The organism is Sporosarcina sp. 6E9, from assembly GCF_017921835.1.
Taxonomy (GTDB): domain Bacteria; phylum Bacillota; class Bacilli; order Bacillales_A; family Planococcaceae; genus Sporosarcina.
This window is the reverse complement of the sequence record NZ_JAGEMN010000003.1, coordinates 245,125-268,077: the sequence shown is the minus strand read 5'-3', so window position 1 is coordinate 268,077 and position 22,953 is coordinate 245,125. Positions and strand designations below refer to the sequence as shown.

26 protein-coding genes and 2 other annotated features are annotated in these 22,953 nt (G+C 43.1%); all 26 genes read left to right on the top strand.

Translation table 11 applies throughout. The annotated features are described in order from the left end of the window. Nucleotides 1-243: 243 nt before the first annotated feature. Nucleotides 244-837, top strand: a complete 594-nt coding sequence (locus J4G36_RS14455) for a biotin transporter BioY (protein WP_210471087.1) — start codon at nucleotides 244-246, stop codon at nucleotides 835-837. A 155-nt stretch (nucleotides 838-992) separates the two neighbouring features. Next, nucleotides 993-2,687, top strand: coding sequence for a hypothetical protein (locus J4G36_RS14450; RefSeq protein WP_210471086.1), 1,695 nt, complete (start codon nucleotides 993-995; stop codon nucleotides 2,685-2,687). A 41-nt stretch (nucleotides 2,688-2,728) separates the two neighbouring features. Further along, the gene (locus tag J4G36_RS14445; RefSeq protein WP_210471085.1) at nucleotides 2,729-2,938 is read left to right on the top strand and encodes a hypothetical protein; all 210 of its coding nucleotides are present in this window, start codon (nucleotides 2,729-2,731) and stop codon (nucleotides 2,936-2,938) included. A 257-nt stretch (nucleotides 2,939-3,195) separates the two neighbouring features. Next, on the top strand, nucleotides 3,196-3,663 hold the full coding sequence (locus J4G36_RS14440) for a CtsR family transcriptional regulator (protein ID WP_210471084.1): 468 nt from the start codon (nucleotides 3,196-3,198) through the stop codon (nucleotides 3,661-3,663). A 41-nt stretch (nucleotides 3,664-3,704) separates the two neighbouring features. Further along, nucleotides 3,705-4,262: a UvrB/UvrC motif-containing protein gene (locus J4G36_RS14435; protein WP_210471083.1), complete on the top strand. Its 558-nt coding sequence runs from the start codon at nucleotides 3,705-3,707 to the stop codon at nucleotides 4,260-4,262. Continuing rightward, nucleotides 4,252-5,340, top strand: coding sequence for a protein-arginine kinase McsB (gene mcsB / locus J4G36_RS14430; RefSeq protein ID WP_210471082.1), 1,089 nt, complete (start codon nucleotides 4,252-4,254; stop codon nucleotides 5,338-5,340). The genes J4G36_RS14435 and mcsB overlap by 11 nt, the downstream gene beginning before the upstream one ends. Before the next feature lie 159 nt (nucleotides 5,341-5,499). After that, entirely contained in the window at nucleotides 5,500-7,965 is a 2,466-nt protein-coding gene (locus J4G36_RS14425; RefSeq protein WP_210471108.1) for an ATP-dependent Clp protease ATP-binding subunit, read from the top strand. A 74-nt stretch (nucleotides 7,966-8,039) separates the two neighbouring features. Further along, complete coding sequence (gene radA / locus J4G36_RS14420; RefSeq protein ID WP_210471081.1) at nucleotides 8,040-9,413, top strand: DNA repair protein RadA; 1,374 nt, start codon at nucleotides 8,040-8,042, stop codon at nucleotides 9,411-9,413. A gap of 175 nt (nucleotides 9,414-9,588) precedes the next feature. Continuing rightward, on the top strand, nucleotides 9,589-10,692 hold the full coding sequence (locus tag J4G36_RS14415; RefSeq protein ID WP_210471080.1) for a PIN/TRAM domain-containing protein: 1,104 nt from the start codon (nucleotides 9,589-9,591) through the stop codon (nucleotides 10,690-10,692). Nucleotides 10,693-10,716: 24 nt separating this feature from the next. Continuing rightward, nucleotides 10,717-11,409, top strand: coding sequence for a 2-C-methyl-D-erythritol 4-phosphate cytidylyltransferase (gene ispD, locus J4G36_RS14410; RefSeq protein ID WP_210471079.1), 693 nt, complete (start codon nucleotides 10,717-10,719; stop codon nucleotides 11,407-11,409). Beyond that, entirely contained in the window at nucleotides 11,406-11,882 is a 477-nt protein-coding gene (ispF, locus tag J4G36_RS14405; RefSeq protein WP_210471078.1) for a 2-C-methyl-D-erythritol 2,4-cyclodiphosphate synthase, read from the top strand. The genes ispD and ispF overlap by 4 nt, the downstream gene beginning before the upstream one ends. Nucleotides 11,883-11,942: 60 nt before the next feature. Next, nucleotides 11,943-13,403, top strand: coding sequence for a glutamate--tRNA ligase (gene gltX, locus J4G36_RS14400; RefSeq protein ID WP_210471077.1), 1,461 nt, complete (start codon nucleotides 11,943-11,945; stop codon nucleotides 13,401-13,403). Nucleotides 13,404-13,468: 65 nt separating this feature from the next. Beyond that, nucleotides 13,469-13,687: a binding site (T-box leader), on the top strand. Between the two features lie 56 nt (nucleotides 13,688-13,743). Next, nucleotides 13,744-14,421 (top strand): serine O-acetyltransferase, encoded by a 678-nt coding sequence (gene cysE, locus J4G36_RS14395; protein ID WP_210471076.1) that lies wholly within the window; start codon nucleotides 13,744-13,746, stop codon nucleotides 14,419-14,421. After that, entirely contained in the window at nucleotides 14,402-15,802 is a 1,401-nt protein-coding gene (cysS, locus tag J4G36_RS14390; RefSeq protein WP_210471075.1) for a cysteine--tRNA ligase, read from the top strand. The genes cysE and cysS overlap by 20 nt, the downstream gene beginning before the upstream one ends. A gap of 5 nt (nucleotides 15,803-15,807) precedes the next feature. Next, nucleotides 15,808-16,230 (top strand): Mini-ribonuclease 3, encoded by a 423-nt coding sequence (locus tag J4G36_RS14385; RefSeq protein ID WP_210471074.1) that lies wholly within the window; start codon nucleotides 15,808-15,810, stop codon nucleotides 16,228-16,230. Next, nucleotides 16,227-16,976 carry a 23S rRNA (guanosine(2251)-2'-O)-methyltransferase RlmB gene (gene rlmB / locus J4G36_RS14380; RefSeq protein ID WP_210471073.1) on the top strand — a complete coding sequence of 250 codons (750 nt, stop codon included), beginning with the start codon at nucleotides 16,227-16,229 and terminating at the stop codon, nucleotides 16,974-16,976. The genes J4G36_RS14385 and rlmB overlap by 4 nt, the downstream gene beginning before the upstream one ends. Before the next feature lie 5 nt (nucleotides 16,977-16,981). Further along, nucleotides 16,982-17,500 carry an NYN domain-containing protein gene (locus J4G36_RS14375; RefSeq protein ID WP_210471072.1) on the top strand — a complete coding sequence of 173 codons (519 nt, stop codon included), beginning with the start codon at nucleotides 16,982-16,984 and terminating at the stop codon, nucleotides 17,498-17,500. Between the two features lie 71 nt (nucleotides 17,501-17,571). After that, entirely contained in the window at nucleotides 17,572-18,219 is a 648-nt protein-coding gene (sigH, locus tag J4G36_RS14370) for an RNA polymerase sporulation sigma factor SigH (protein ID WP_210471071.1), read from the top strand. Between the two features lie 79 nt (nucleotides 18,220-18,298). Next, a complete protein-coding gene (gene rpmG / locus J4G36_RS14365; RefSeq protein WP_210471070.1) occupies nucleotides 18,299-18,448 on the top strand; it encodes a 50S ribosomal protein L33 in 150 nt (49 codons plus the stop codon). A gap of 52 nt (nucleotides 18,449-18,500) precedes the next feature. Next, nucleotides 18,501-18,686: a preprotein translocase subunit SecE gene (gene secE, locus J4G36_RS14360; protein ID WP_210471069.1), complete on the top strand. Its 186-nt coding sequence runs from the start codon at nucleotides 18,501-18,503 to the stop codon at nucleotides 18,684-18,686. 133 nt (nucleotides 18,687-18,819) lie between these two features. Then, nucleotides 18,820-19,353: a transcription termination/antitermination protein NusG gene (gene nusG, locus J4G36_RS14355; protein ID WP_210471068.1), complete on the top strand. Its 534-nt coding sequence runs from the start codon at nucleotides 18,820-18,822 to the stop codon at nucleotides 19,351-19,353. 170 nt (nucleotides 19,354-19,523) lie between these two features. After that, nucleotides 19,524-19,949 carry a 50S ribosomal protein L11 gene (gene rplK, locus J4G36_RS14350; protein WP_210471067.1) on the top strand — a complete coding sequence of 142 codons (426 nt, stop codon included), beginning with the start codon at nucleotides 19,524-19,526 and terminating at the stop codon, nucleotides 19,947-19,949. A gap of 106 nt (nucleotides 19,950-20,055) precedes the next feature. Continuing rightward, nucleotides 20,056-20,757: a 50S ribosomal protein L1 gene (gene rplA / locus J4G36_RS14345; RefSeq protein ID WP_210471066.1), complete on the top strand. Its 702-nt coding sequence runs from the start codon at nucleotides 20,056-20,058 to the stop codon at nucleotides 20,755-20,757. A gap of 46 nt (nucleotides 20,758-20,803) precedes the next feature. Next, nucleotides 20,804-20,952 (top strand) — a sequence feature (ribosomal protein L10 leader region). A gap of 29 nt (nucleotides 20,953-20,981) precedes the next feature. After that, entirely contained in the window at nucleotides 20,982-21,491 is a 510-nt protein-coding gene (rplJ, locus tag J4G36_RS14340) for a 50S ribosomal protein L10 (RefSeq protein ID WP_210471065.1), read from the top strand. Between the two features lie 81 nt (nucleotides 21,492-21,572). After that, the gene (gene rplL / locus J4G36_RS14335; protein WP_210471064.1) at nucleotides 21,573-21,935 is read left to right on the top strand and encodes a 50S ribosomal protein L7/L12; all 363 of its coding nucleotides are present in this window, start codon (nucleotides 21,573-21,575) and stop codon (nucleotides 21,933-21,935) included. A 198-nt stretch (nucleotides 21,936-22,133) separates the two neighbouring features. Continuing rightward, nucleotides 22,134-22,736 carry a class I SAM-dependent methyltransferase gene (locus J4G36_RS14330; protein WP_210471063.1) on the top strand — a complete coding sequence of 201 codons (603 nt, stop codon included), beginning with the start codon at nucleotides 22,134-22,136 and terminating at the stop codon, nucleotides 22,734-22,736. The last annotated feature ends 217 nt before the right edge of the window (nucleotides 22,737-22,953 follow it).

Below are 22,953 nucleotides of genomic sequence, written 5' to 3'. Positions count from 1 at the left end.
TACAACGAATCAAGAAGACAATGGAATCTAAAAAAGATGACTCCGATTGAATATCGAAGCCATCTTATAGCTGCCTAAAAAGCAGCCGGTCTTTTATTAAACTGTCCGAAATTTAGGGCGCAGTTCAAACCGCTGTCGGTATTTTTTTACTAAAATTTGTGTTAACCATAAAAAAATACAGGTTGACACAAGTGGGGGTATCTCTTATTATTAAAAATATCAAATAACTCCTAGAGGTGACTTATGACGACAGCAACGGCAAAAACAAAAAGTGGTATGAGTGCATTAAGTTTGGTTTATAGTGGTATGTTTGCAGCGCTCATGATGATTGGCGCAAATATCACGGCATTCGCTCCGTTTTTGACAGTGGGCGGCGTGCCAATTACGCTTCAGACATTTTTCGCAATTCTTGCAGGTTTAATTCTTGGAAGCCGCTTGGGCGCTATCTCCATGACGGTTTATATGTTTGTGGGGCTTGCGGGCGCACCCGTTTTCGCAAAATTTGGTGGAGGATTTGGTTCGATTATTAGCCCAACTTTCGGATTTATTGTTTCATTTATTTTTGTAGCGTACATAGTTGGGAAAATTGTTGAAAATAATGGTCATTTATACAGTTATATTCTCGCGGGGCTTGTTGGACTCGTGATTAACTATGGTTTCGGTACGAACTGGATGTATTTCGCTTATAAACTATGGGCGGCGGCACCCGATGCATTCACGTACAAAGTCGCTTGGTTATGGATGGTTCCGCCATTGCCAAAAGATATTTTTCTATCTGTATTGGCAGGTATTTTCGGTCACCGTATGTACAAAGTATTAAAAGTTCGCCGCGGTTAATTTGCAAAGTGAATGGGGCATTTCTCTGATATGAGAATGCCTTTTTTAATTTGGAATTAATCACCAGGAAAATAAATGCTGGAAAAATGAAACGCATTTCTAATAGATTCGTATAGTATAGATGGCCAAAATCTTTAAAGAAAAGAGTGTATCTTATGATTAATTTATTGTTATTTTCAATTATAGCCGGAATTGTAGCGAGTCTAATTATCGTTCCGTTTGCGGCAACCGTGAAGAGGAATAAGAAGAATGATGAACAAGAGTTAGTATTCAATCGATGGGCAGCCTTGGCTAGTATGACTGTTTTGATAGCAGTCATCGTGTTCGGCGTTTATTACCTATCTAATTTAGACAGGGATTGGACGTCATTATGGGTGATGCTCCTCATCGTCACATTCATGGGGGTGGCATTCGCGGGACCGAAAGACCGCAAACCGAAAATCATCCTTTTTATCGGCGCGGCGATTTTTGGCGTATATCTACTAAGTGCACCACTTTTAAACGCAGACAAAAAATATAATGCGGTTGAAATGGATCAGAAAGTGGAAATTACTGCTTTCGATGAAACGAAGACACCGGCCAGCGTACCGCCTAAGTTCGCGCGGAACAAAATGAAGAAAGCGTTCGGGCAAGTTCCGAATACGAGTTACTATGAACTTGGCAACTTGCAAATCCAGAAGGTGGGCGATGATTTCGTCTATATCGCGCCTGTTGAATTCTCAGGGTTCTTCAAATGGTGGAGCGCGAAAACGACACCTGGATACTTTACGATGAGTGCGACCGATTCGGCAGACAATCCAAAGTTTGTGAAAGCTGAAATGGTGTACACCCCGTCCTCCTTTTTTGGTAAGAATGTGGAGCGACGCATCCGAATGGCCATGCCGGACTTAATCTTTTACGGTGATGTTCAGTTGGAAGTCGACGATGAAGGTAAACCACATTACATTCGTTCATACGGAGAATTTATAACCGCACGTAACGGTTTTGATGTCAAAGGAATTGTCATGCTTGATCCGGCAACGGGCGATATTGAAAAGTTCGCAATTTCTGAAGTGCCCGCATTTATTAACGGTGCAGTTTCTCCGGAAGCCGTAAGTCTGCAAAACAGCTATTTCGGGAATTATATTCATGGTTTTTGGAATTCGATTGTCGGTAAAAAAGATGTAAAACTCCCTTCAGATGAAGGAACAGAAGCAAATGTGAGTCCGATATTTGATGAGGAAGGTCATATGTATTACTTCACAGACTTTACGAGTCCGAAAGAAGGCGTAGATTCGATGTTGGGCTATGCGCTAACGGATGGTCGTACAGGGAAGGCGACTTACTACACTGGAAATCTCGAAGAGTCGTATATGGATTCGCAAGGTGCGCTTCAAATTATCGAGAAGAAATTTATTGAGAAGAAATGGTCTGGCGAAATGCCGGTTCTATATAATTTTTACGGCGAAGCGAGTTGGCTGACGCCAGTTCTAGACTCGAACGGATTTTTACAAAACTACTTTATCGTATCGGCGGCAAATCCAGAAATATCCGTGTATGGAAACACGCCAAATGAAGCATTGAAACTTTATAAAACAGCACTTCAGCGAGGCGGAAGCACAGTGGATGGAAGTTCGAATGCAGAAGAGGCCAAAGCAGCAATTACTGTCGTCCGTGTGTTTAAAGAGCGTGTCGGGGACTTTACATTAGTGTCGATTTTTGCAAATGATGGTCGAAACTTTCTCGTATCCTCTGAAGTCGAACCTCTCGCGATTTATATTCAAGAAGGCGATAAGCTGGTCTTGACCTATTTAGAGACTGGGGAGCAATTTTTACCGGTTAGGGAATTGACGAATACGAGTGTGAAATAATAAGAAGTGGGCTTCCCGGTTGATGGGAAGTCCTTTTTTTAATGGTTTTCGTTTTGGGCGTCGTGTTCGACAACGAAGTCCTCTCCCCGCCGCATGAATTCCGCGCCTTTCCCGAAGTCCTCCCTCTGCTGCGCGAACTCAGCGCAAACTTCGACCAAGTCCTCTCCTCGCCGTTTGAATTCCGCGCGTTTCCCGAAGTCCTCTCTTTGCCGCGCGAACACAGCGCAATCTTCGACCAAGTCCTCTCCTGACCGCTTGAACTCCGCGCCTCCCAAACTCCTCTCTACAACCGCCCAACTCCGCGCAATCGGAACCGAACCCCTCTCTACATCTCGTAAAATCCGCGACACGACAATCAAATGTCTAAACGCTACCCTTATACGCCGATACTTATCTAGATCGCCAAACCCAATGCAAATCAATTGCGAATCAGTAATTTCGATTGTACAATTAAGTCAAAGATAGTCAAAGTCAATGCCTAATCGCCCGTGATGAAAGAGGTGAGGACGTGCGAAATATTTCTGATATTATTGAAGGGTATTTAAAAGCGATTATCGAAAGTGAACAGAATGGCATTATTGAAATTAAGCGCAATGAAGTTGCGGAGAAATTTCAATGCGTACCATCGCAAATCAATTACGTGATCAATACCCGTTTTACAGCAGAGCGTGGGTATGCCGTTGAATCGAAACGTGGCGGCGGAGGTTATATTCGTATCTTCCGTGTACGGCCAAACAGTCGTAAAGAATTAATCGAGCATATTCTAGCGGGTCTGGACGGCGGTGCTTCGCATACGATGGCGCTGGATGTCGTGTATCGGCTCATCGATGAAGAAGTGATATCTGAGCGTGAATCTAAGTTGATTCTGGCTGCGGTCGATCGAACGACCATCCGTATTCCGCTTCCGGAACGCGATGAAATTCGGGCTCGTATTTTACGCGCAATGCTCATAACGCTAATTTATGAACAGCTATAAGAAGACTAATTGGTAACCAAACAAAAGTGAGGTGGCACACTATGATTTGTGAAAACTGTAAAGAACGACCCGCTTCCGTCATCATTAAAAAAGGATATATAGGTGAGGCCGTCGAACGCCACTTATGTGAGAAGTGTGCATTCCAATCGGAAACGTTTCATTTCGATCCAAATAATGAACCGTTATCGATTCAGCAATTCTTATCTCAATGGTTCGGTGGAACGGAGCCATTCAAAACGGAGCAGCAACAAGCGCGTGGCAATCAATTTGGAAATATCGAATGCCCTGGTTGCAACTTGACGTTTTCCAAGTTTCTCGACATCGGGAAATTTGGCTGTGCAACCTGTTATGACACATTTAGGCAACATGTACCGAATGTATTTGGCAAACTGCATAGTGGTCACACAACCCATACGGGGAAAATACCTGTTTCATTTAACAAAGTTTACGCGATCAAACGAAAAGTGGAAGAAGTGCGTGCGAAAATGCAGGTTGCTGTAGCGGAAGAACGATTTGAAGAAGCGGCCGCTTTACGCGATGAGGCAAATGAACTCCAAAAGCAGCTTGCGCATGGAGGTGAAGAACGCAATGTCGATTGAGAAATTCATTCAAAACGCAGCGACAGGTTGGATGACAGCTCACGGTGAAAACTCTGATATTGTACTCTCCACACGCATTCGATTGGCCCGGAATTTAAGGGGTTATAGGTTTCCGATTGCCGCCAATGACGATGAAGCTTTAGCCGTGGATAAAATCGTTGCAGGAACTTTGTTGGATGACGACGAAGATGATTATACCTATTCTAGAATGTCCGAACTATCCTCATTGGACCGTGAAGTGCTCGTGGAGAAACATTTGGTTAGTCCGCATCTGACAAACCCCAAACGACACGGCGCAGTCTTATTGTCATCGGATGAGTCGATAAGTGTCATGGTCAATGAAGAAGATCATATTCGAATTCAATGCATTTATCCTGGGTTGCAGTTGGAAGAGGCGTTTAATCAAGCCAACCGCGTTGACGACATTTTAGAAAAGGAATTACCATATGCATTCGATGAAGACTTCGGTTATTTAACGAGTTGCCCATCAAATACGGGGACCGGAATGCGGGCTTCTGTCATGATGCATTTGCCTGCCTTGACAATCACGAAACAAATTGACCGAATCATCCCTGCTATCGGGCGTTTAGGTTTGGTCGTTCGGGGAAGTTATGGTGAAGGCAGCAAGGCGCTAGGCAATGTTTATCAAGTGTCCAATCAAGTAACGCTAGGGAAAACTGAAGCTGACATTCTGGAGGACCTGGGCAATATTACGTCGCATCTCCTGGCCCATGAGCGCAGGGCTAGAAAGTTATTGGTGGAAAAGTCGCAAATCGCGCTGGAAAACCGCTTGTTTCGCTCGCTCGGGACGCTCGTCTATTCAAGATTATTGCAAACGGGCGAAGCTGCTCGTTGCTTATCGGATGTGCGGCTAGGCATCGATTTAGGCATTATCAAAGACGTGGATATGACCATTCTCAATGAGCTCATGATTTTCATGCAACCGGGTTTTCTTCAGCAATTTGCTCAAACGGACTTAACACAAGAAGAACGGGATATCTTCAGGGCAAAACTCTTTCGTGAACGACTTGCCATCGACGGTTCTCGACCGTCTGCTGAAAAAGGAACGGAAGAATAGGCAATAATTTTGTACCTGACATTTCATTGAAGTATAATTAGTCAAATTAGGTCAAGGACAGTGTGATGGGGCCTTTTTTGTAAAGATTTATTTATTTTCGTTTAACGACGTATAAGGTTGTGGAATAGATTATATATAGTAGAAGGAGAGGACTGAATGATGATGTTTAACCGATTTACACAACGAGCACAAAAAGTGTTGCAACTTGCCCAAGAAGAAGCGATTCGCATGAAACACGAGTCCATTGGTACAGAGCATATTTTGCTTGGCCTTATTCGCGAGGGTGGGGGGATCGCAGCGAAAGCACTAGAAGCAATCGATGTCAGTTTTGTAACGATTGAAGAAGGTGTCAATAAGCTTGTGGGATCCGGCACAAAAGACGTTGGTCCTATCGTTCACTATACGCCGCGTGCGAAAAGAGTAATTGAACTATCAGTTGATGAATCAAGGAAGTTAAATCATTCATATATCGGAACAGAACACATTCTGCTAGCGCTTATCCGTGAAGGTGAAGGCGTAGCGGCGCGTGTGCTAAGCAATGCCGGTGTCAGTCTTAACAAAGCACGCCAGCAAGTATTGCAATTGCTGGGAACTACCGAAAGTTCAAGCGGTTCAACTACCAACGCTTCTGCTTCTGCTGCAACACCGACATTAGATGGACTTGCGCGTGACTTAACGGAAGTGGCCCGTGAAGGACAACTAGACCCTGTGATTGGGAGAAGTAATGAGATTACGCGTGTTATTGAAGTACTCGCACGCCGCACGAAAAACAATCCGGTGCTAATTGGAGAACCGGGTGTTGGTAAAACGGCGATTGCAGAAGGGCTTGCGCAGCAAGTCGTGAACAATGAAGTGCCGGAAATTCTTCGCGATAAACGCGTGATGACGCTTGATATGGGGACGGTCGTTGCGGGTACGAAATACCGCGGTGAATTTGAAGACCGCATGAAAAAAGTAATGGAAGAAATTCGCCAAGCGGGCAACGTTATTTTATTCATTGATGAACTTCATACGCTTATCGGGGCAGGCGGCGCAGAAGGTGCCATCGATGCATCGAATATTTTGAAACCATCCCTTGCGCGCGGAGAACTCCAATGTATCGGTGCGACAACGCTTGATGAATACCGTAAATACATTGAAAAAGATGCAGCGCTTGAAAGACGTTTTCAACCGATTCAAGTTGACGAACCATCTGTCGAGGAATCGATTCAAATTCTTAAAGGGTTGCGCGACCGTTACGAGGCGCATCACCGCGTGAAAATCACAGATGAAGCAATCGATGCTGCAGCGAAAATGTCAGATCGATATATCTCGGACAGATTCCTGCCGGACAAAGCGATTGATTTAATTGATGAAGCGGGTTCGAAAGTGCGATTACGTTCATACACAACACCGCCGAACTTGAAAGAACTTGAAACGAAATTAGAAGCCATTCGGTCCGAAAAAAATGAAGCTGTTCAAAGTCAAGAGTTTGAAAAAGCTGCTTCGTTCCGCGACAAGGAACAGAAGATGAAAGATGAACTCGATAAAACGAAAAAAGCTTGGAAAGAAGAACAAGGCAAGACGGAATCGAAAGTAACCGTAAATGACATCGCACAAGTCGTCGCCATGTGGACTGGTATTCCAGTATCCAAAATCGCTGAAACTGAGTCGATTAAGTTACTGAAAATGGAAGACACATTGCACGAGCGTGTAATTGGTCAGGCGGAAGCTGTCACAGCCATCTCTAAAGCGATCCGACGCGCGCGTGCGGGGCTTAAAGATCCGAAACGACCAATTGGTTCATTTATTTTCCTAGGGCCTACAGGGGTCGGGAAAACAGAACTGGCAAGGGCGCTAGCGGAAACAATGTTCGGCGATGAAGATGCGATGATTCGTGTCGACATGTCCGAATATATGGAGAAGCATTCGACTTCTCGTCTAGTCGGTTCACCTCCGGGTTATGTCGGTCACGATGACGGCGGCCAATTAACCGAGCAAGTTCGTCGCAAACCGTATTCCGTTATTTTGCTTGATGAAATTGAAAAAGCACATCCAGATGTCTTTAACATTCTTCTTCAAGTATTAGAAGACGGTCGATTAACGGATTCAAAAGGCCGTACCGTCGATTTCAGAAACACTGTTGTGATTATGACATCTAACGTAGGTGCGGATGCCCTTAAGAAGAACCGTTATGTCGGCTTTAATCTACAAGATTCCGATCATAACTATGAGGGCATGAAATCAACGATGTTAGAAGAGTTGAAGAAAACATTCCGTCCTGAGTTCTTGAACCGCGTTGACGAAATGATTGTCTTCCACTCACTTGAAAAAGAACACTTGCGTAAAATCGTTACGCTTATGGCAAACGAATTATCAAATCGTCTACAAGAACAAGATATTGTGCTTGAATTAACAGACGCTGCGAAACTGAAGATTTCCGAAGTTGGTTACGACCCAGAATATGGTGCGCGACCATTACGCCGCGCGCTTCAAAAACATATCGAAGACAGGTTATCTGAAGAACTCCTAAAGGGAATGATTCTAACGGGTGGTAAAGTCGTCGTCGATGTCGAAAATGACGAATTTGTCGTACAAACAAAAGATGCCGTCGAATCAAAAGAAGAAGTTATCGCAGAAAAATAATGGTGGAAATAGGATAGTCCCCCGTCAGAACGTTTGGCGGTCTAGGACTGTCCTTTCCCTCTTTGGAGGTAAATATGTCAAAACGAAAGTCGAAATTCATGTGTAAAGATTGTGGCTATGAATCTCCTAAATGGATGGGCCGTTGCCCAGGCTGCGGTGAATGGAACACAATGAATGAAGAAATAGAAGTGGTTAGTAAAGGCCCTCGCGGCGCTTTCCAACACTCCGAAAACGTGCGTCAAAAAGCCATGCCAATCAGTAAAATCGAAACAAATGCAGAGCCCCGTGTCGAAACCGATTTAGGTGAATTAAACCGAGTTCTTGGGGGCGGAATCGTACCAGGTTCTCTTCTTCTAACTGCCGGTGATCCGGGTATTGGTAAGTCAACGCTTCTCCTTCAAGTATCCTCGCTTCTCGCGAATGCAGGCCATCGTGTTTTGTATATCTCAGGTGAAGAGTCGATTCGCCAAACGAAATTGCGAGCGGAACGACTGGGTGTTTTATCGGATGAACTTTACATATACGCTGAAACTGATTTGGAGCAAATCCATCACACAATCGAAGAAGTAAAACCAAAGTTTGTCATCGTTGACTCTATCCAGACGATTCATCATCCAGAAGTGAAATCAGCACCGGGAAGCATTACGCAAGTGCGTGAATGTACAGCTGAGCTCATGCGCATCGCGAAGACGCAAAATATCGCGATATTTCTCGTAGGGCATGTAACCAAAGACGGCCAAATAGCGGGTCCGCGAATACTTGAACATATGGTAGATACGGTTCTTTACTTTGAAGGGGAACGTCATCATACCTATCGGATTTTGCGGAGCGTGAAAAACCGATTTGGTTCAACAAATGAAATTGCGATTTTTGAGATGTTGCAATCTGGATTAAAAGAAGTTCTTAACCCTTCCGAGTTATTCCTACGCGAAAGATCGCAAGGCGGTGCGGGGTCAACGGTTGTTGCTTCGATGGAGGGAACCAGGCCGATTCTTGTTGAAATACAAGCGCTTGTGACACCATCCAGTTTTAATTATCCTAAACGGATGGCGACTGGGCTGGACCAAAACCGAGTCTCTCTATTAATGGCGGTTTTAGAGAAGCGGATGGGGATGTTATTACAAGCGCAAGATGCCTATATTAAAGTTGCAGGCGGTGTAAAGTTAGATGAGCCGGCAATCGATCTTGCGGTTTTAGTCAGCATCGTATCTAGTTACCGCGATACTGCAGCGGGTTTATCTGACTGCTTTATTGGCGAAGTTGGATTGACTGGCGAAGTTCGGCGTGTTTCACGAATTGAACAACGAGTCTCCGAAGCTGCCAAACTAGGATTTGAACGGGCGATCGTTCCCCAGTCAAATTTAGGCGGCTGGGATTATCCAAAAGGAATTCAAGTGATTGGCGTCGAAACAGTTAGTGATGCTTTGAAGGTCGGATTTACAAAATAGGGACTACTTGTTAGTCCCTAGATTTACTTGCTTGAAATTAGGGCAATATGCACATGCTAGACAGTGAGTGTTCATTTACCGAGTTAAATTAGTCACATTTAGATGGATTAGCTAGGTTATAGAAGGCGGGTGGTAGGGAATACATGTATAATTAAAGATAGGGAGGTGTTTTATAATGTTGAAAAGAGTTGTTCAGCTTTCATTTTTACTTATTGGAGGTACGCTCGGGGTTTTATTTCTACCGGAATTATTCTCATTATTTACTTTTACTTCAACACCGCTTATTAATAACCCTTATATATCCGCTATTATCGGTGCACTTATTTTTTTCATATTCAATCTTTTTCTAACTTCACCAGTCGTGAATTTTGTCAAGTGGATGGAAGATCGGTTATTAAAGGCACCAATTTTCGATTTGTTATTTGGGACACTCGGTTTGATTGTTGGATTAAGTGTTGCTTTTCTAATTAGTTTTTGGCTTGGAAATATCGAGATTCCTGTCATTAAATCTGTGTTGCCAACTGTGTTATTCGTTATTCTCGGATACTTAGGATTTCAAGTTGGTTTTAAGCAAGGTGACGAATTTCTTAACGCAATTCAGTCTGCAAAAACCGCTGGCAATAAAAAGAAGGAATCAGATGATGCAGCAACTGGTATACGAGGAAACACATATAAAATCCTAGATACAAGCGTCATAATCGATGGGCGTATTGCGGATATCTCAGCAACAGGCTTTTTAGAAGGCGTGCTCGTTGTGCCACAGTTTGTTTTAACTGAACTGCAGCATATCGCGGATTCTTCGGACACATTGAAGAGAACGAAAGGCAGACGCGGATTAGATGTACTTAGACGTTTACAAACGGATGAAGGACCTGGGATATTAATCACGGACACGGATTTCGCAGACGTCGCGGAAGTTGACTTAAAGCTTGTTCATCTGGCAAAAGAGATGAGCGGACTTGTCGTTACTAATGATTTTAACTTGAACAAGGTTGCTGACTTGCACGGTGTTTCTGTATTGAATATTAATGATTTAGCGAATGCAGTGAAACCGGTCGTTATTCCAGGTGAAGACATGCATGTCGTGGTGATTAAAGATGGGAAAGAGCACCAACAAGGAATTGCCTATTTGGACGACGGGACGATGATTGTCGTTGAGGATGGTAAGTTCCATATTGGTAATGCTGTCGATGTGACGGTAACGAGCGTATTGCAAACATCGGCGGGGCGAATGATTTTCGCGAAACCCAAAAATGGTCGATCTGCCAAGGCAAATTAATACGATAGGCGAGGAAGATGGAAAGTGGACTACACAGTAATGATGCCGGCAGCCGGTAGCGGACAGCGGATGGGTGCCGGTTATAATAAGCTTTTTTTGCAACTCAATCATAAACCAATTATTATTCGCACGCTTTTAGTGTTTGAAGAAGATCCGGCCTGTACAGGTATTATTCTCGCAGTGAAGCCGGATGAGCGAAATGAAATTCAGTCCATGCTTGACCAATTTGGTATTTCAAAAATCCAAACAATCGTAGACGGTGGAACGGAACGCCAATATAGTGTGGCGGCTTGTATCGAAGCGCATGCTGAAAATGGCATTGTTTTAGTTCATGATGCGGCCCGACCATTTCTGAAGAAGTCCGTCATCGCGAATCTTGTTCAAAAAGCAACGAAGTATGGTGCGGCGATAGCGGCGGTTCAGGCAAAAGATACGATGAAGATTGTGACTGATGGGGTTGTAGAGGAAACAGTAGATCGTGAGAAGTTGTGGATTGTTCAAACGCCGCAAGCTTTCCGATATGATGTGTTAAAAGAAGCATCGGAGTCGGCAAATCGCGCAGGTTTTTTAGGGACGGACGAAGCCATGCTTGTTGAAAGGTTAGGACACCCCGTTCATATTGTAGAAAGTACTTATGAAAACGTGAAAATGACGACACAAGAAGATCTTGCATTCGGTGAAATAATACTTAACAGGCAACAGGAGGATATTTTATGATTCGTATTGGACAAGGTTTCGATGTGCATAAATTTGAAGAAGGACGCCCTTTAATTCTTGGTGGCGTCTTAATCCCACATGATAAAGGACTGACAGGTCATTCCGACGCAGATGTGCTATTGCACACGATTACTGATGCGGCACTGGGCGCGATTGGCGAAGGGGATATCGGGCGACATTTTCCAGATACGGATAGCGCTTTTAAAGATGCCGATTCAGCAGAACTGTTGGAAGATATTTGGGCGCTTGTGACTGAACGTGGTTATAAATTAGGAAATATAGATTGCACGATTATCGCGGAACAACCAAAAATGGCACCGCATATCGAGGTCATTCAAAAACGAGTTGCAGAGCTTTTACAAGCGGAGACGTCACAAGTGAATATTAAAGCGACAACGACGGAAAAATTGGGATTCACGGGTCGTGGGGAAGGAATTGCCGCGATGGCCACAATTCTTTTGCTAAAAGACTAACAATCAAACCTATGCTAAAATAAAAAGTGAATTATGCACGAATACTTAGGAGGATTTATTATGACAAAGGAAGTTCGCGTTCGTTACGCACCGAGTCCGACAGGGCATTTACATATCGGAAATGCACGTACGGCGTTATTTAACTATTTATATGCACGTAGTAAAGGCGGAAAGTTCATCATTCGTATTGAAGATACGGATGCTTCCCGTAATATTGAAGGCGGCGAGAGCTCCCAACTCGAGTATCTAAAGTGGTTAGGGCTTGACTGGGATGAAGGTGTTGATGTCGGTGGAGATTACGGGCCTTATCGTCAATCCGAACGAAATGATCTGTACAAAAAACTATATGATGAACTTTTAGAGAAAGACTTAGCATATAAATGTTACTGTACACCTGAAGAGTTAGAAGCTGAACGTGATGCGCAATCTGCTAGAAATGAGATGCCGCGTTATGGCGGGAAATGCCGTCATTTATCTGCCGAGGAACGAGCTGAACGAGAGGCAGAAGGCAGAGAGCCGAGTATTCGTTTTGCAGTCCCACGCGGAAAAACATATACGTTCAACGACATCGTAAAAGATAATGTGACGTTTGAAGCGGACGGAATTGGCGACTTTGTCATTGTGAAAAAGGATGGGATTCCAACGTATAACTTTGCGGTTGTTGTGGATGACCATTACATGGAAATTTCGCATGTTTTACGCGGAGACGACCATATTTCTAACACGCCAAGACAACAAATGATTTATGAGGCGTTCGGATGGGAAACGCCAATTTTTGGCCATATGACATTAATCGTGAATGAGAGTGGTCGTAAACTAAGTAAACGTGATGAAGCCATTATCCAGTTTATCGAACAATATGAGGAACTTGGGTATTTGCCAGAAGCACTTTTCAACTTTATTGTGCTACTCGGTTGGTCGCCGGAAGGAGAAGATGAGCTGTTTTCTAAAGAAGAACTTATTTCTATTTTTGACGAAAATCGTTTATCAAAATCCCCAGCGGCTTTCGATAAGAACAAATTAACATGGATGAACAACCAATACATTAAACAATTGCCACTCGAAGAAGTAATAGAATTGGCGCTTCCTCATCTGCAAAAATCGGGGGCATTGCCAACAGAACTTTCTGCCGAACAAAAAGAATGGGCACATGATTTAATCGCTTTATATCATGGTCAGTTAAGCTACGGCGCTGAAATTGTTGATCTAACCGCCCAGTTCTTTAAAGACGACATTGAATATAATGAGCAATCCCAAGAGGTACTTGCGGGTGAACAAGTTCCTGAAGTAATGGCGTCGCTGGAAAGTAAGTTCGCTGCACTCGAAACATTTGACGCACCGTCTATCAAAGCAGCTATTAGTGCTGTTCAAAAAGAAACGGGGCATAAAGGCCGTAACTTATTCATGCCGATTCGAGTCGTCACAACGGGCGAAACGAGCGGTCCTGAACTACCGGCAGCCATCGCGTTGGTTGGAAAAGAAAATGCAACACGACGCATTGCCAAATACGCAGAACAATAATTTTGACTTTCCAATCTTTGCGTGTAAGATTATAGTTAATTAATAAATGTTTAATTAACCTAGTAATTAAATCGTCGATAAGGATAAGTACACATAGGTAATCTCTTCAGAGAGGATCATCATCGGCTGGAAGTGATCCGAGTCATTACGATGTGGAAATGCCCCTTTGAGAGCCGTGCTGAAGCTATAGTAAGCCGGACGTTTCGCCAACGTTACCAGGTGTTAAGCGGGAAGGCGCGAGTCTTTCAAGCGGAGTGGAACCACGCATTCAATGCGTCTCTGTCATTTTTGACAGGGGCGTATTTTTATTTTCATGAAAATAAAACTAGGGGGAGAGCCGGTGTTTAGGAAGATGAAAGAAGATATACGATGCATTTTTGACCAGGACCCAGCCGCACGTAGCGTATTCGAAGTAATGCTAACGTATTCCGGCTTGCATGCAATATGGTCTCATCGAATTGCACATGCTTTATATAACATGAATTTACTCTTTTTAGCGCGTGCAGTTTCACAAATCAGTCGCTTTTTCACGGGAATCGAAATTCATCCAGGCGCAACAATCGGACGAAGATTATTTATCGATCACGGCATGGGAATCGTTATTGGGGAAACTTGTGAAATCGGCAATGATGTCACCATATATCAAGGTGTTACGCTAGGCGGAACGGGGAAAGAAAAAGGGAAAAGGCATCCAACGCTTGAAGATAATGTTCTTGTTGCGACAGGCGCAAAAGTACTCGGGTCGATAACAATTGGAGAGAATAGCAAAGTGGGGGCGGGTTCCGTTGTTTTGAAAAACGTCCCGGCCAATTCAACAGTGGTTGGAATTCCGGGGCAAGTTGTCGTGACGAACGGGGTCAAGGTGAATCGGAAACTTGATCACCAAGACATGCCGGACCCAGTGGCTGATAAATGCAATTTACTTGAACAGGAAATTTCACAACTGCAAGAACGTCTCGAGAAACTCGAAGAATCCATGAACAGGAAGGGGATTTGTAATGACAATCCAAATTTATAATACATTAACAAGGAAAAAAGAACCTTTCGTCCCGCAAGTTGAAGGGAAGGTTTCGATGTATGTGTGCGGTCCGACCGTCTATAACTACATTCATATCGGAAACGCCCGTCCAGTCATCGTATTCGACACGGTTCGCAAATACCTGGAATACCGTGGATACGATGTGAAGTTTGTGTCCAACTTTACTGATGTCGATGACAAAATTATCGCGGCGGCAAACGAACTCGGTGAAGACACTAGCGAGTTAACGGAGCGTTTCATCAACGCCTATTTTGAAGATGTTTCCGCACTTGGATGCAGCGAGGCTGATATTCATCCGCGCGTGACGAACCATATCGATGACATTATTGAATTTATCCAAGTGCTGATTGATAAAGGGTACGCTTATGAATCTCACGGAGATGTTTATTACCGGACGAAAAAATTCGAAGGGTACGGGAAGCTGTCCAAACAATCAACGGATGAATTAGTTATCGGTGCACGCATTGAACAAGGTGAAAAGAAAGATGATCCGTTGGACTTTGTCTTGTGGAAAGCAGCAAAAGAGAATGAAGTTTCATGGAAGAGTCCATGGGGTGAAGGGCGTCCAGGTTGGCATATTGAATGTTCAGCAATGGCACGCGTACATCTTGGCGATACGATTGATATTCACGGTGGCGGTCAAGACTTGGCGTTCCCGCACCACGAGAACGAAATTGCGCAATCCGAAGCGATGACAGGAAAACCTTTCGCGAAGTATTGGATGCATAATGGGTATATCAATATCGATAATGAAAAAATGTCGAAGTCGTTGAATAACTTTGTCATGGTTAACGAAATTCGAAAACAAGTCGATCCGAAAGTGCTCCGCTTTTTCATGCTATCGGTTCATTATAGACATCCAATCAATTTCTCCGAGGAGCTTGTTGCAAATGCGGCGAATGGTTTGGAGAGAATTACGACAGCTTACAATAATGTGAAGCACCGACTTGAAAATTCTGCGGATCTTGGTGACCAAAAAGATATTTGGATGAACAAAATCGACGAATGCAAAAACCGATTTACAGTAGCGATGGATGATGACTTCAACACGGCGAACGGCATTGCGGAGATTTTTGAACTTGTTCGACTTGCAAACGTTTATTTACTGGAAAGAAATACAGAGTCTAGCGTCCTGACGTACTTTAAAGAAACATTTGAGTCGCTGATGAATGTGCTTGGCTTACCTTTCGATGACGCCGAGGACTTGTTGGACGCAGATATTGAAAAGTTAATCGAGGAACGACTTGAAGCACGTCGGAACCGGAATTTCGAACGTTCAGATGAAATTCGTGATGAACTCGTTGCAAAAGGGATTCTTCTAGAAGATACTGCGCAAGGAACGCGCTGGAGAAGAGGCTAATTCGTATGTACGTATTAAGAGATAGGGATGTATTGCAATTGAATGCCCTTGCGTTGGCGTATATGGGCGATGCGGTTTACGAGCAAGCGGTACGGGAGCATTTGTTGCGCTCCGGCCGCGTTAAGCCGAATGTATTGCACCGTGAAGCGACGAAATATGTTTCGGCAAAATCACAGGCGGCTGTTTTGCAAGAGATGTTAGCATCGGACTACTTGACTGAAGAGGAAGCGGCCGTTATGAGACGCGGTCGCAATGCGAAGTCAGGCTCGATACCAAAGAATACAGATGTTGGCACGTATAAAAATAGCTCGGGCTTCGAAGCTGTTCTGGGCTTCTTATATTTGCTCGGAAGAACCGAAAGAACCGAAGAATTTATTGTTGAATCAATTCGAATCATTGAAACTGTCAAGGAGGGTGAAACGTTATGACTGAAATTGAAACTGAAATGCTCGGCGGAAAAAATCCGATTGTCGAAGCGCTTCGTTCAGGTAGGGAATTAAATAAAATCTGGATTGCTGAAGGTTTAAATAAAAAAAGCATTGGTGAAATTTTATCGCTTGCAAGAGAGGCGAAGGTAATTGTCCAATCAGTGCCCAAACAAAAACTAGATAGCATGCTGGATGTGAATCACCAAGGAATTATTGCTTCTGTTGCAGCGTATCGTTACGCGGAACTTGACGATCTTTTTGAGGTTGCGGCTAATCGCGGAGAGGATCCATTGTTTTTAATTTTAGATGAGCTGGAGGATCCGCATAATTTAGGCTCTATATTACGTACGGCCGATGCCTCAGGCGTTCATGGCGTCATTATCCCGAGAAGGCGTTCTGTTGGTTTAACAGCAGTTGTGGCAAAGGCATCAACAGGTGCCATCGAACATGTCCCTGTCGTACGTGTGAATAACTTGTCGCAAACTGTCGATGAATTGAAAAAGCGCGGTGTCTGGATCGCGGGAACAGATGCAAAAGGTTCTGCCGATTACAGAAAAATGGATGCGACTCTTCCGCTTGCTGTAATTATCGGGAGTGAAGGAAAAGGCATGTCGCGAATTCTAAAAGAAAAGTGCGATTTCCTATACAATCTTCCAATGCGTGGACATGTTACTTCGTTAAATGCTTCTGTTGCAGCTTCTCTCCTCATGTATGAAGTGTTGCGAAAGCGTCAGCCTGTCGAATAGTAAAAATGGAAAAGAAAAATGTTCTTCTTGTCGACGGCTATAATATTATCGGTGCATGGGGGGAACTGCAAAAACTGAAGAAACACCAGTTGGCAGATGCACGGGATTTGCTTATTGAACGAATGGCTGAATACAAGGCATACATGGGATGGCGTGTCATTGTTGTTTTCGATGCGTACATGGTGCCTGGAATCGAGAAAAAGAAACGAACACATGATGTCGAGGTTTTATTCACCAGAGAGAACGAAACAGCTGATGAGCGAATTGAAAAACTTGTGTCGGAACTTGGTGGCCGTCGTGTCCAAATTCATGTCGCCACCTCCGATTTAACCGAGCAATGGATAATTTTTGCGCAAGGTGCACTGCGCAAATCGGCACGTGAACTTGAAGTTGAAATGAAGGAGATTACGAGCTTAATATCAAAAAGTGTAAAAAACTTTGAAGAGCAACGACCCGTGTCGAAGATTGATTTAACTGACGAAATTAAGGAAATATTTGAAAAGTGGCGCCGCGGAATGAAATAAACAGTTGACGTAAAAATTTTCCATAAGGTATACTAGGTTTATAGCTATGATGAACCGGAGTGATTCTTATAGTGGAAAAAACATACAACAATGGTAGTTTTTTAGACTTAACAGCGCTGTCCGACGAGGATATTATTCTAATTATTCATACTGGCAATACGGATGCGCTTGACTATTTGATTACTAAGTATCGTTCATTTGTCACATTGAAAGGGCGTTCCTACTTTTTAACGGGCGGAGATCGTGAAGATATTATTCAAGAAGGCATGATTGGGTTGTATAAAGCGATACGCGATTTCAGGCCGGATCGGTTAAGTTCGTTTAAGGGGTTCGCTGAGCTATGCATAACAAGGCAAATCATTACCGCGATTAAAACTGCGACTCGCCAAAAACACATTCCGCTCAACTCATCAATTTCGTTGGACAAGCCAGTTTACTCGGAAGACTCCGACCGTACGCTACTCGACATGTTATCGGGTTCGGTCCATGATGATCCTGAAGACTTAATCATCCATCGGGAAGATTATAGTCACATGGAAAAAGAAATGAACAAAGTGCTTAGTTCATTGGAGAAAGAAGTGTTGGTCCTCTACTTGGAGGGGCAATCTTATCAAGAAATATCTTTCGAGTTAAATCGGCAAGTAAAGTCAGTTGACAACGCTTTACAACGAATAAAACGAAAACTCGAACGATACATGCAATTTGACGCTGTAAGATAAAGGGATATTACGAGAGTTATTGACAGAGTTCGGGCAAGGTGATACTCTTTATCAAGACTAAAGGTCCGAGGGTGATAATATGGCTAAAAAGATTATGTTGAGCTGCGATGTATGTGGATCGCGCAATTATTCGGTTCCCGCACGCAATAACAATCCGTCGGAGCGTTTGACATTAAAGAAGTTTTGTAAACACTGTAATTCACATACTGTGCATAGACAGACTGCATAATAGCTACCTAATGGGGAAGCAATATATCTGTATTCGGAGGGGCACGATACAAATGGGGAAGATTACCGGGTTTCTTAAAGACGTAGTCTCAGAAATGAGAAAAGTAAGTTGGCCAAAGAGAGAACAGCTAACTAAGTACACGATTGTAGTTCTAGTAACGGTCGTATTTATGGCGGTCTATTTCGCACTAACGGATTTGGGGATTTCAAATTTGATGGAATGGTACATTAACTTTTAATAGTGTGGATTTATACGTTATAATAAAGTAGAATAAATAATTCCTTAAAAATAGCCCGTCTGCGAATATAACGGGTTTTTTTATTTTGTATGGAAAAAGGAGGGACGGACGAGTAGTCCTAAAAGATATGGAAATGGAAAAGAATTGGTATGTCGTTCATACGTATTCTGGTTATGAGAACAAAGTAAAGGCTAACCTGGAAGCTCGTGTTGAAACGATGGGTATGCAAGATAAGATTTTCCGAGTGATCGTCCCGGAAGAAGAAGAGACGGATTTTAAAGACGGTAAGAAACGTACAGTTATGAAGAAAACTTTCCCTGGATATGTTCTAGTGGAAATTATCATGACAGATGATTCTTGGTATGTTGTACGAAACACGCCTGGCGTTACAGGTTTTATCGGTTCATCAGGTGGTGGTGCAAAACCGACGCCGCTACTTGAGGAAGAAGTCGAATTTATCTTGAAACAAATGGGCGTCAAAGACGGTATCGCTGAAATGGATATTTCACTTGGTGAACTTGTTCAAGTGCTTGAAGGTCCGTTTGCTGATTTCCAAGGGAAAATTGAGGAAATCGATCAAGATAAGCGGAAAGTTAAAGTCGCGGTAGATATGTTCGGTCGCGAAACGAAGATGGAATTGGATTTCGTACAAGTTAAAAAAATATAATTGATGTGCCACTTGCACTAGACGCAAAAAAGTGGTATCATTTCAAAGGTCAGGCCGTCAAGGGACAGTTTGATTACATTTAATTATTCTACCGACGCAAGTCGGCAGACACATATTGAGTGGGAGGGGCAACCCGATTACCACATCACGGACTTAAGGAGGTATATTACGTGGCTAAAAAAGTTTCTACGATTGTTAAACTACAAATTCCTGCAGCGAAAGCGAACCCGGCTCCACCAGTTGGACCCGCGCTAGGTCAAGCAGGTGTGAACATTATGGGATTCTGTAAAGAGTTCAACGCACGTACAGCAGATCAAGCAGGTCTAATTATTCCTGTAGAAATCACTGTATTTGAAGACCGTTCATTTACATTCATTACAAAAACTCCACCTGCGGCAGTATTGCTAAAGGTTGCAGCTAATCTTCAAAAAGGTTCAGGCGAACCGAATAAAACGAAGGTAGCAACTGTAAAACGCGACAAAGTGCGCGAAATTGCAGAACAAAAGATGCCAGATTTGAACGCTGCATCAGTTGAAGCGGCAATGGCGATGGTTGAAGGTACTGCACGCAGTATGGGAATCACTATCGAAGACTGATATAGAGTTGCAATGTAGTAAGAGGTTGCGTTAGTTCCTCGGAACTCGCAACCTTTATTCGTGGGAGGTTCAATCCGTTAACACCACAACAAGGAGGAAATTTCAAATGGCAAAAAGAGGTAAAAAATTCACTGAAGCAATGAAGCTTGTCGACAGCACTCAGTTTTATGACGTACAAGAAGCAATTGATCTTGCGAAAAAAACGAGCACAGCAAACTTTGACGCAACAGTTGAAGTTGCATTCCGTCTAGGAATCAACGTAAAGAAGAATGATGAGCAAGTTCGTGGAGCAGTTGTACTGCCGAACGGTACTGGTAAAACTCAAAAAGTACTTGTATTTGCAAAAGGCGAAAAACTTAAAGAAGCAGAAGCTGCTGGCGCAGATTATGCTGGCGATGCAGAGTACATCAACAAAATCCAACAAGGATGGTTCGATTTCGATGTTATCGTTGCGACACCTGACATGATGGGTGAAGTTGGTAAAATTGGTCGCGTACTTGGACCAAAAGGGCTTATGCCAAACCCAAGAACAGGAACTGTTACATTCGACGTTGCAAAAGCGGTTGAAGAAATTAAAGCTGGTAAAGTTGAATACCGTGCGGACAAAGCTGGAATTATCCACGCGCCAATCGGAAAAGTATCATTCGACAATGAAAAACTAGTTGAAAACTTCTTAACAGTATTTGACACGATTGAAAAAGCAAAACCTGCAGCTTCAAAAGGAACTTACATGAAGTCTGTTAACGTAACGACTACAATGGGTCCTGCTGTAAAAATTGATACAACAAGTGTTAAAGTTCAAAAATAAATGTTGACAGAGTGATTATCCCATGATAAGATAATCGACGTTGTTAATAATATAATTATTTGTACCGTAGACAGTAGGAGCGGCTTGCCGCTTAAAAATCCTGCCGAGGACAAGACGCTCTTTCTTAAATAAAGAAGACGACTTTTTCTGCCCTCGTGTCTGCCTATGTAGACTGAGGGCTTTTTATATGGTATGAGTAAGAAATTTATTTAGGAGGTGTCCAGATGAGCAAAGTATTAGAAGCAAAAAAAGCAGTTGTTACTGAAATCGAAGACAAACTAAAGTCAGCAGCTACAGTTGTTGTAGTTGACTACCGCGGTCTAAACGTAAGTCAGGTTACGGAACTTCGTAAAACGCTACGTGATCAAGGAATCGATTTCAAGGTTTATAAAAACTCAATGACTCGCCGTGCGGCTGAAGCAGCAGGACTTGAAGGGTTGAACGAACACCTGACAGGACCGAACGCGATTGCGTTTTCAGATGAAGACGTTGTTGCACCTGCAAAAATCCTTAACGATTTTGCGAAAACGAACCAAGAGCTCGAAATTAAAGCTGGTGTGATTGAAGGTGCGCTTGCATCTGCAGAAGAAGTGAAAGCATTAGCTGAACTTCCATCACGCGAAGGTCTACTTTCTATGCTACTCAGCGTTCTACAAGCACCAATGCGCAACTTCGCTGCAATTACGAAAGCTGTTGCAGATCAAAAAGAAGAGCAAGACCAAGAAGGAGCTTAATCAAGCTGCCTGAACATAACAATGCGAGCTTGACCCGATGTGGTTAGCTTGACAATAAAAAACCATTAGGAGGAACTATTAATGACTATTGAACAAATCTTAGATGCTGTTAAAGAAATGACAGTTCTTGAACTAAACGACCTTGTAAAAGCAATTGAAGAAGAATTTGGCGTAACTGCTGCTGCACCTGTTGCTGCTGCTGGAGCTGCTGGCGGAGCTGTTGAAGAAGAGCAATCAGAATTCGACGTAATTCTAACATCTGCTGGAGACAAGAAAATCCAAGTTATCAAAGCAGTACGTGAAATTACAGGCCTTGGCTTGAAAGAAGCTAAAGCAGTTGTAGACGGCGCACCAGGTCCAGTTAAAGAAGGCGTTGCTAAAGAAGAAGCAGAAGAACTAAAAGCTAAACTTGAAGAAGTAGGCGCATCTGTAGAACTTAAGTAATTCTATGAATAGTGAAGAAAAGCTCGTCAGCTAAGACGGGCTTTTCTTCGTTATTTTATACTCCACGGAATTATGGAGTAGATGGATTATGGGTAGCTTATTTAAAACAAGCGTATTTATTTAAAACTTCAGGGCTTCGCTCTGCGCTTTTGTTTGAAGAAACGGACGTTTCTTTACTTCATTATAAGGAGAATCTTAATGTCTGAACATTATTATTCAAAAGATCCAACAGTGAAGAGTCAGCCAAAGGTGTTAGCCGTCACGTTACGCCAACAATCATTTCGCTTTGTCACGGATGCAGGTGTTTTCAGTAAGGGAGATGTGGATTTCGGTTCGAAGCTTCTTGCGGAATCATTTGTGATGCCGGAGGTCGAAGGTGATGTGCTTGATGTGGGTTGCGGGTATGGGCCGATTGGTTTGTCGATAGCTGCTTCATTTCCAGGTCGAAAAATCCATATGGTTGACGTGAATGAGCGGGCTCTATCGCTAAGTGCTAAAAACGCGGAGAATAATAACGTGTCAAATGTCGAAATCTATTCTAGTGATGCACTTACTGGTGTTGTAGCTACAGAATTTTCCGCAATACTGACGAATCCACCAATACGGGCAGGAAAAAAAACTGTCTTTAGTTTTTACGATGGTGCATTTACCAAGTTGAAAGTCAGAGGCGAATTGTGGGTTGTTATTCAGAAAAAACAAGGTGCGCCATCTACGATTCAACATTTAGAAAAACTTTTTGGCAATGCTGAGACTATCGTAAAGAAAAAAGGTTATCATATTATCAGGGCAATTAAAGTTTGACGACAAGTTAAATATATGGTAGCGTTAAAAGATGGATAAATTAATATAATGCAATCGTGTGCCCTTTTGCATGAAAGTTAACATTATTTGGCATACTTATGATGGATAGAAAATTGTCAAATCGAAAATGAGCTCGCAGTAGAACTCATTTTCTTTTTAGTTTTTTTATATCGTACACCGTATTTCTGTTTTTGAAAAGAATTATTATTGTAAATGA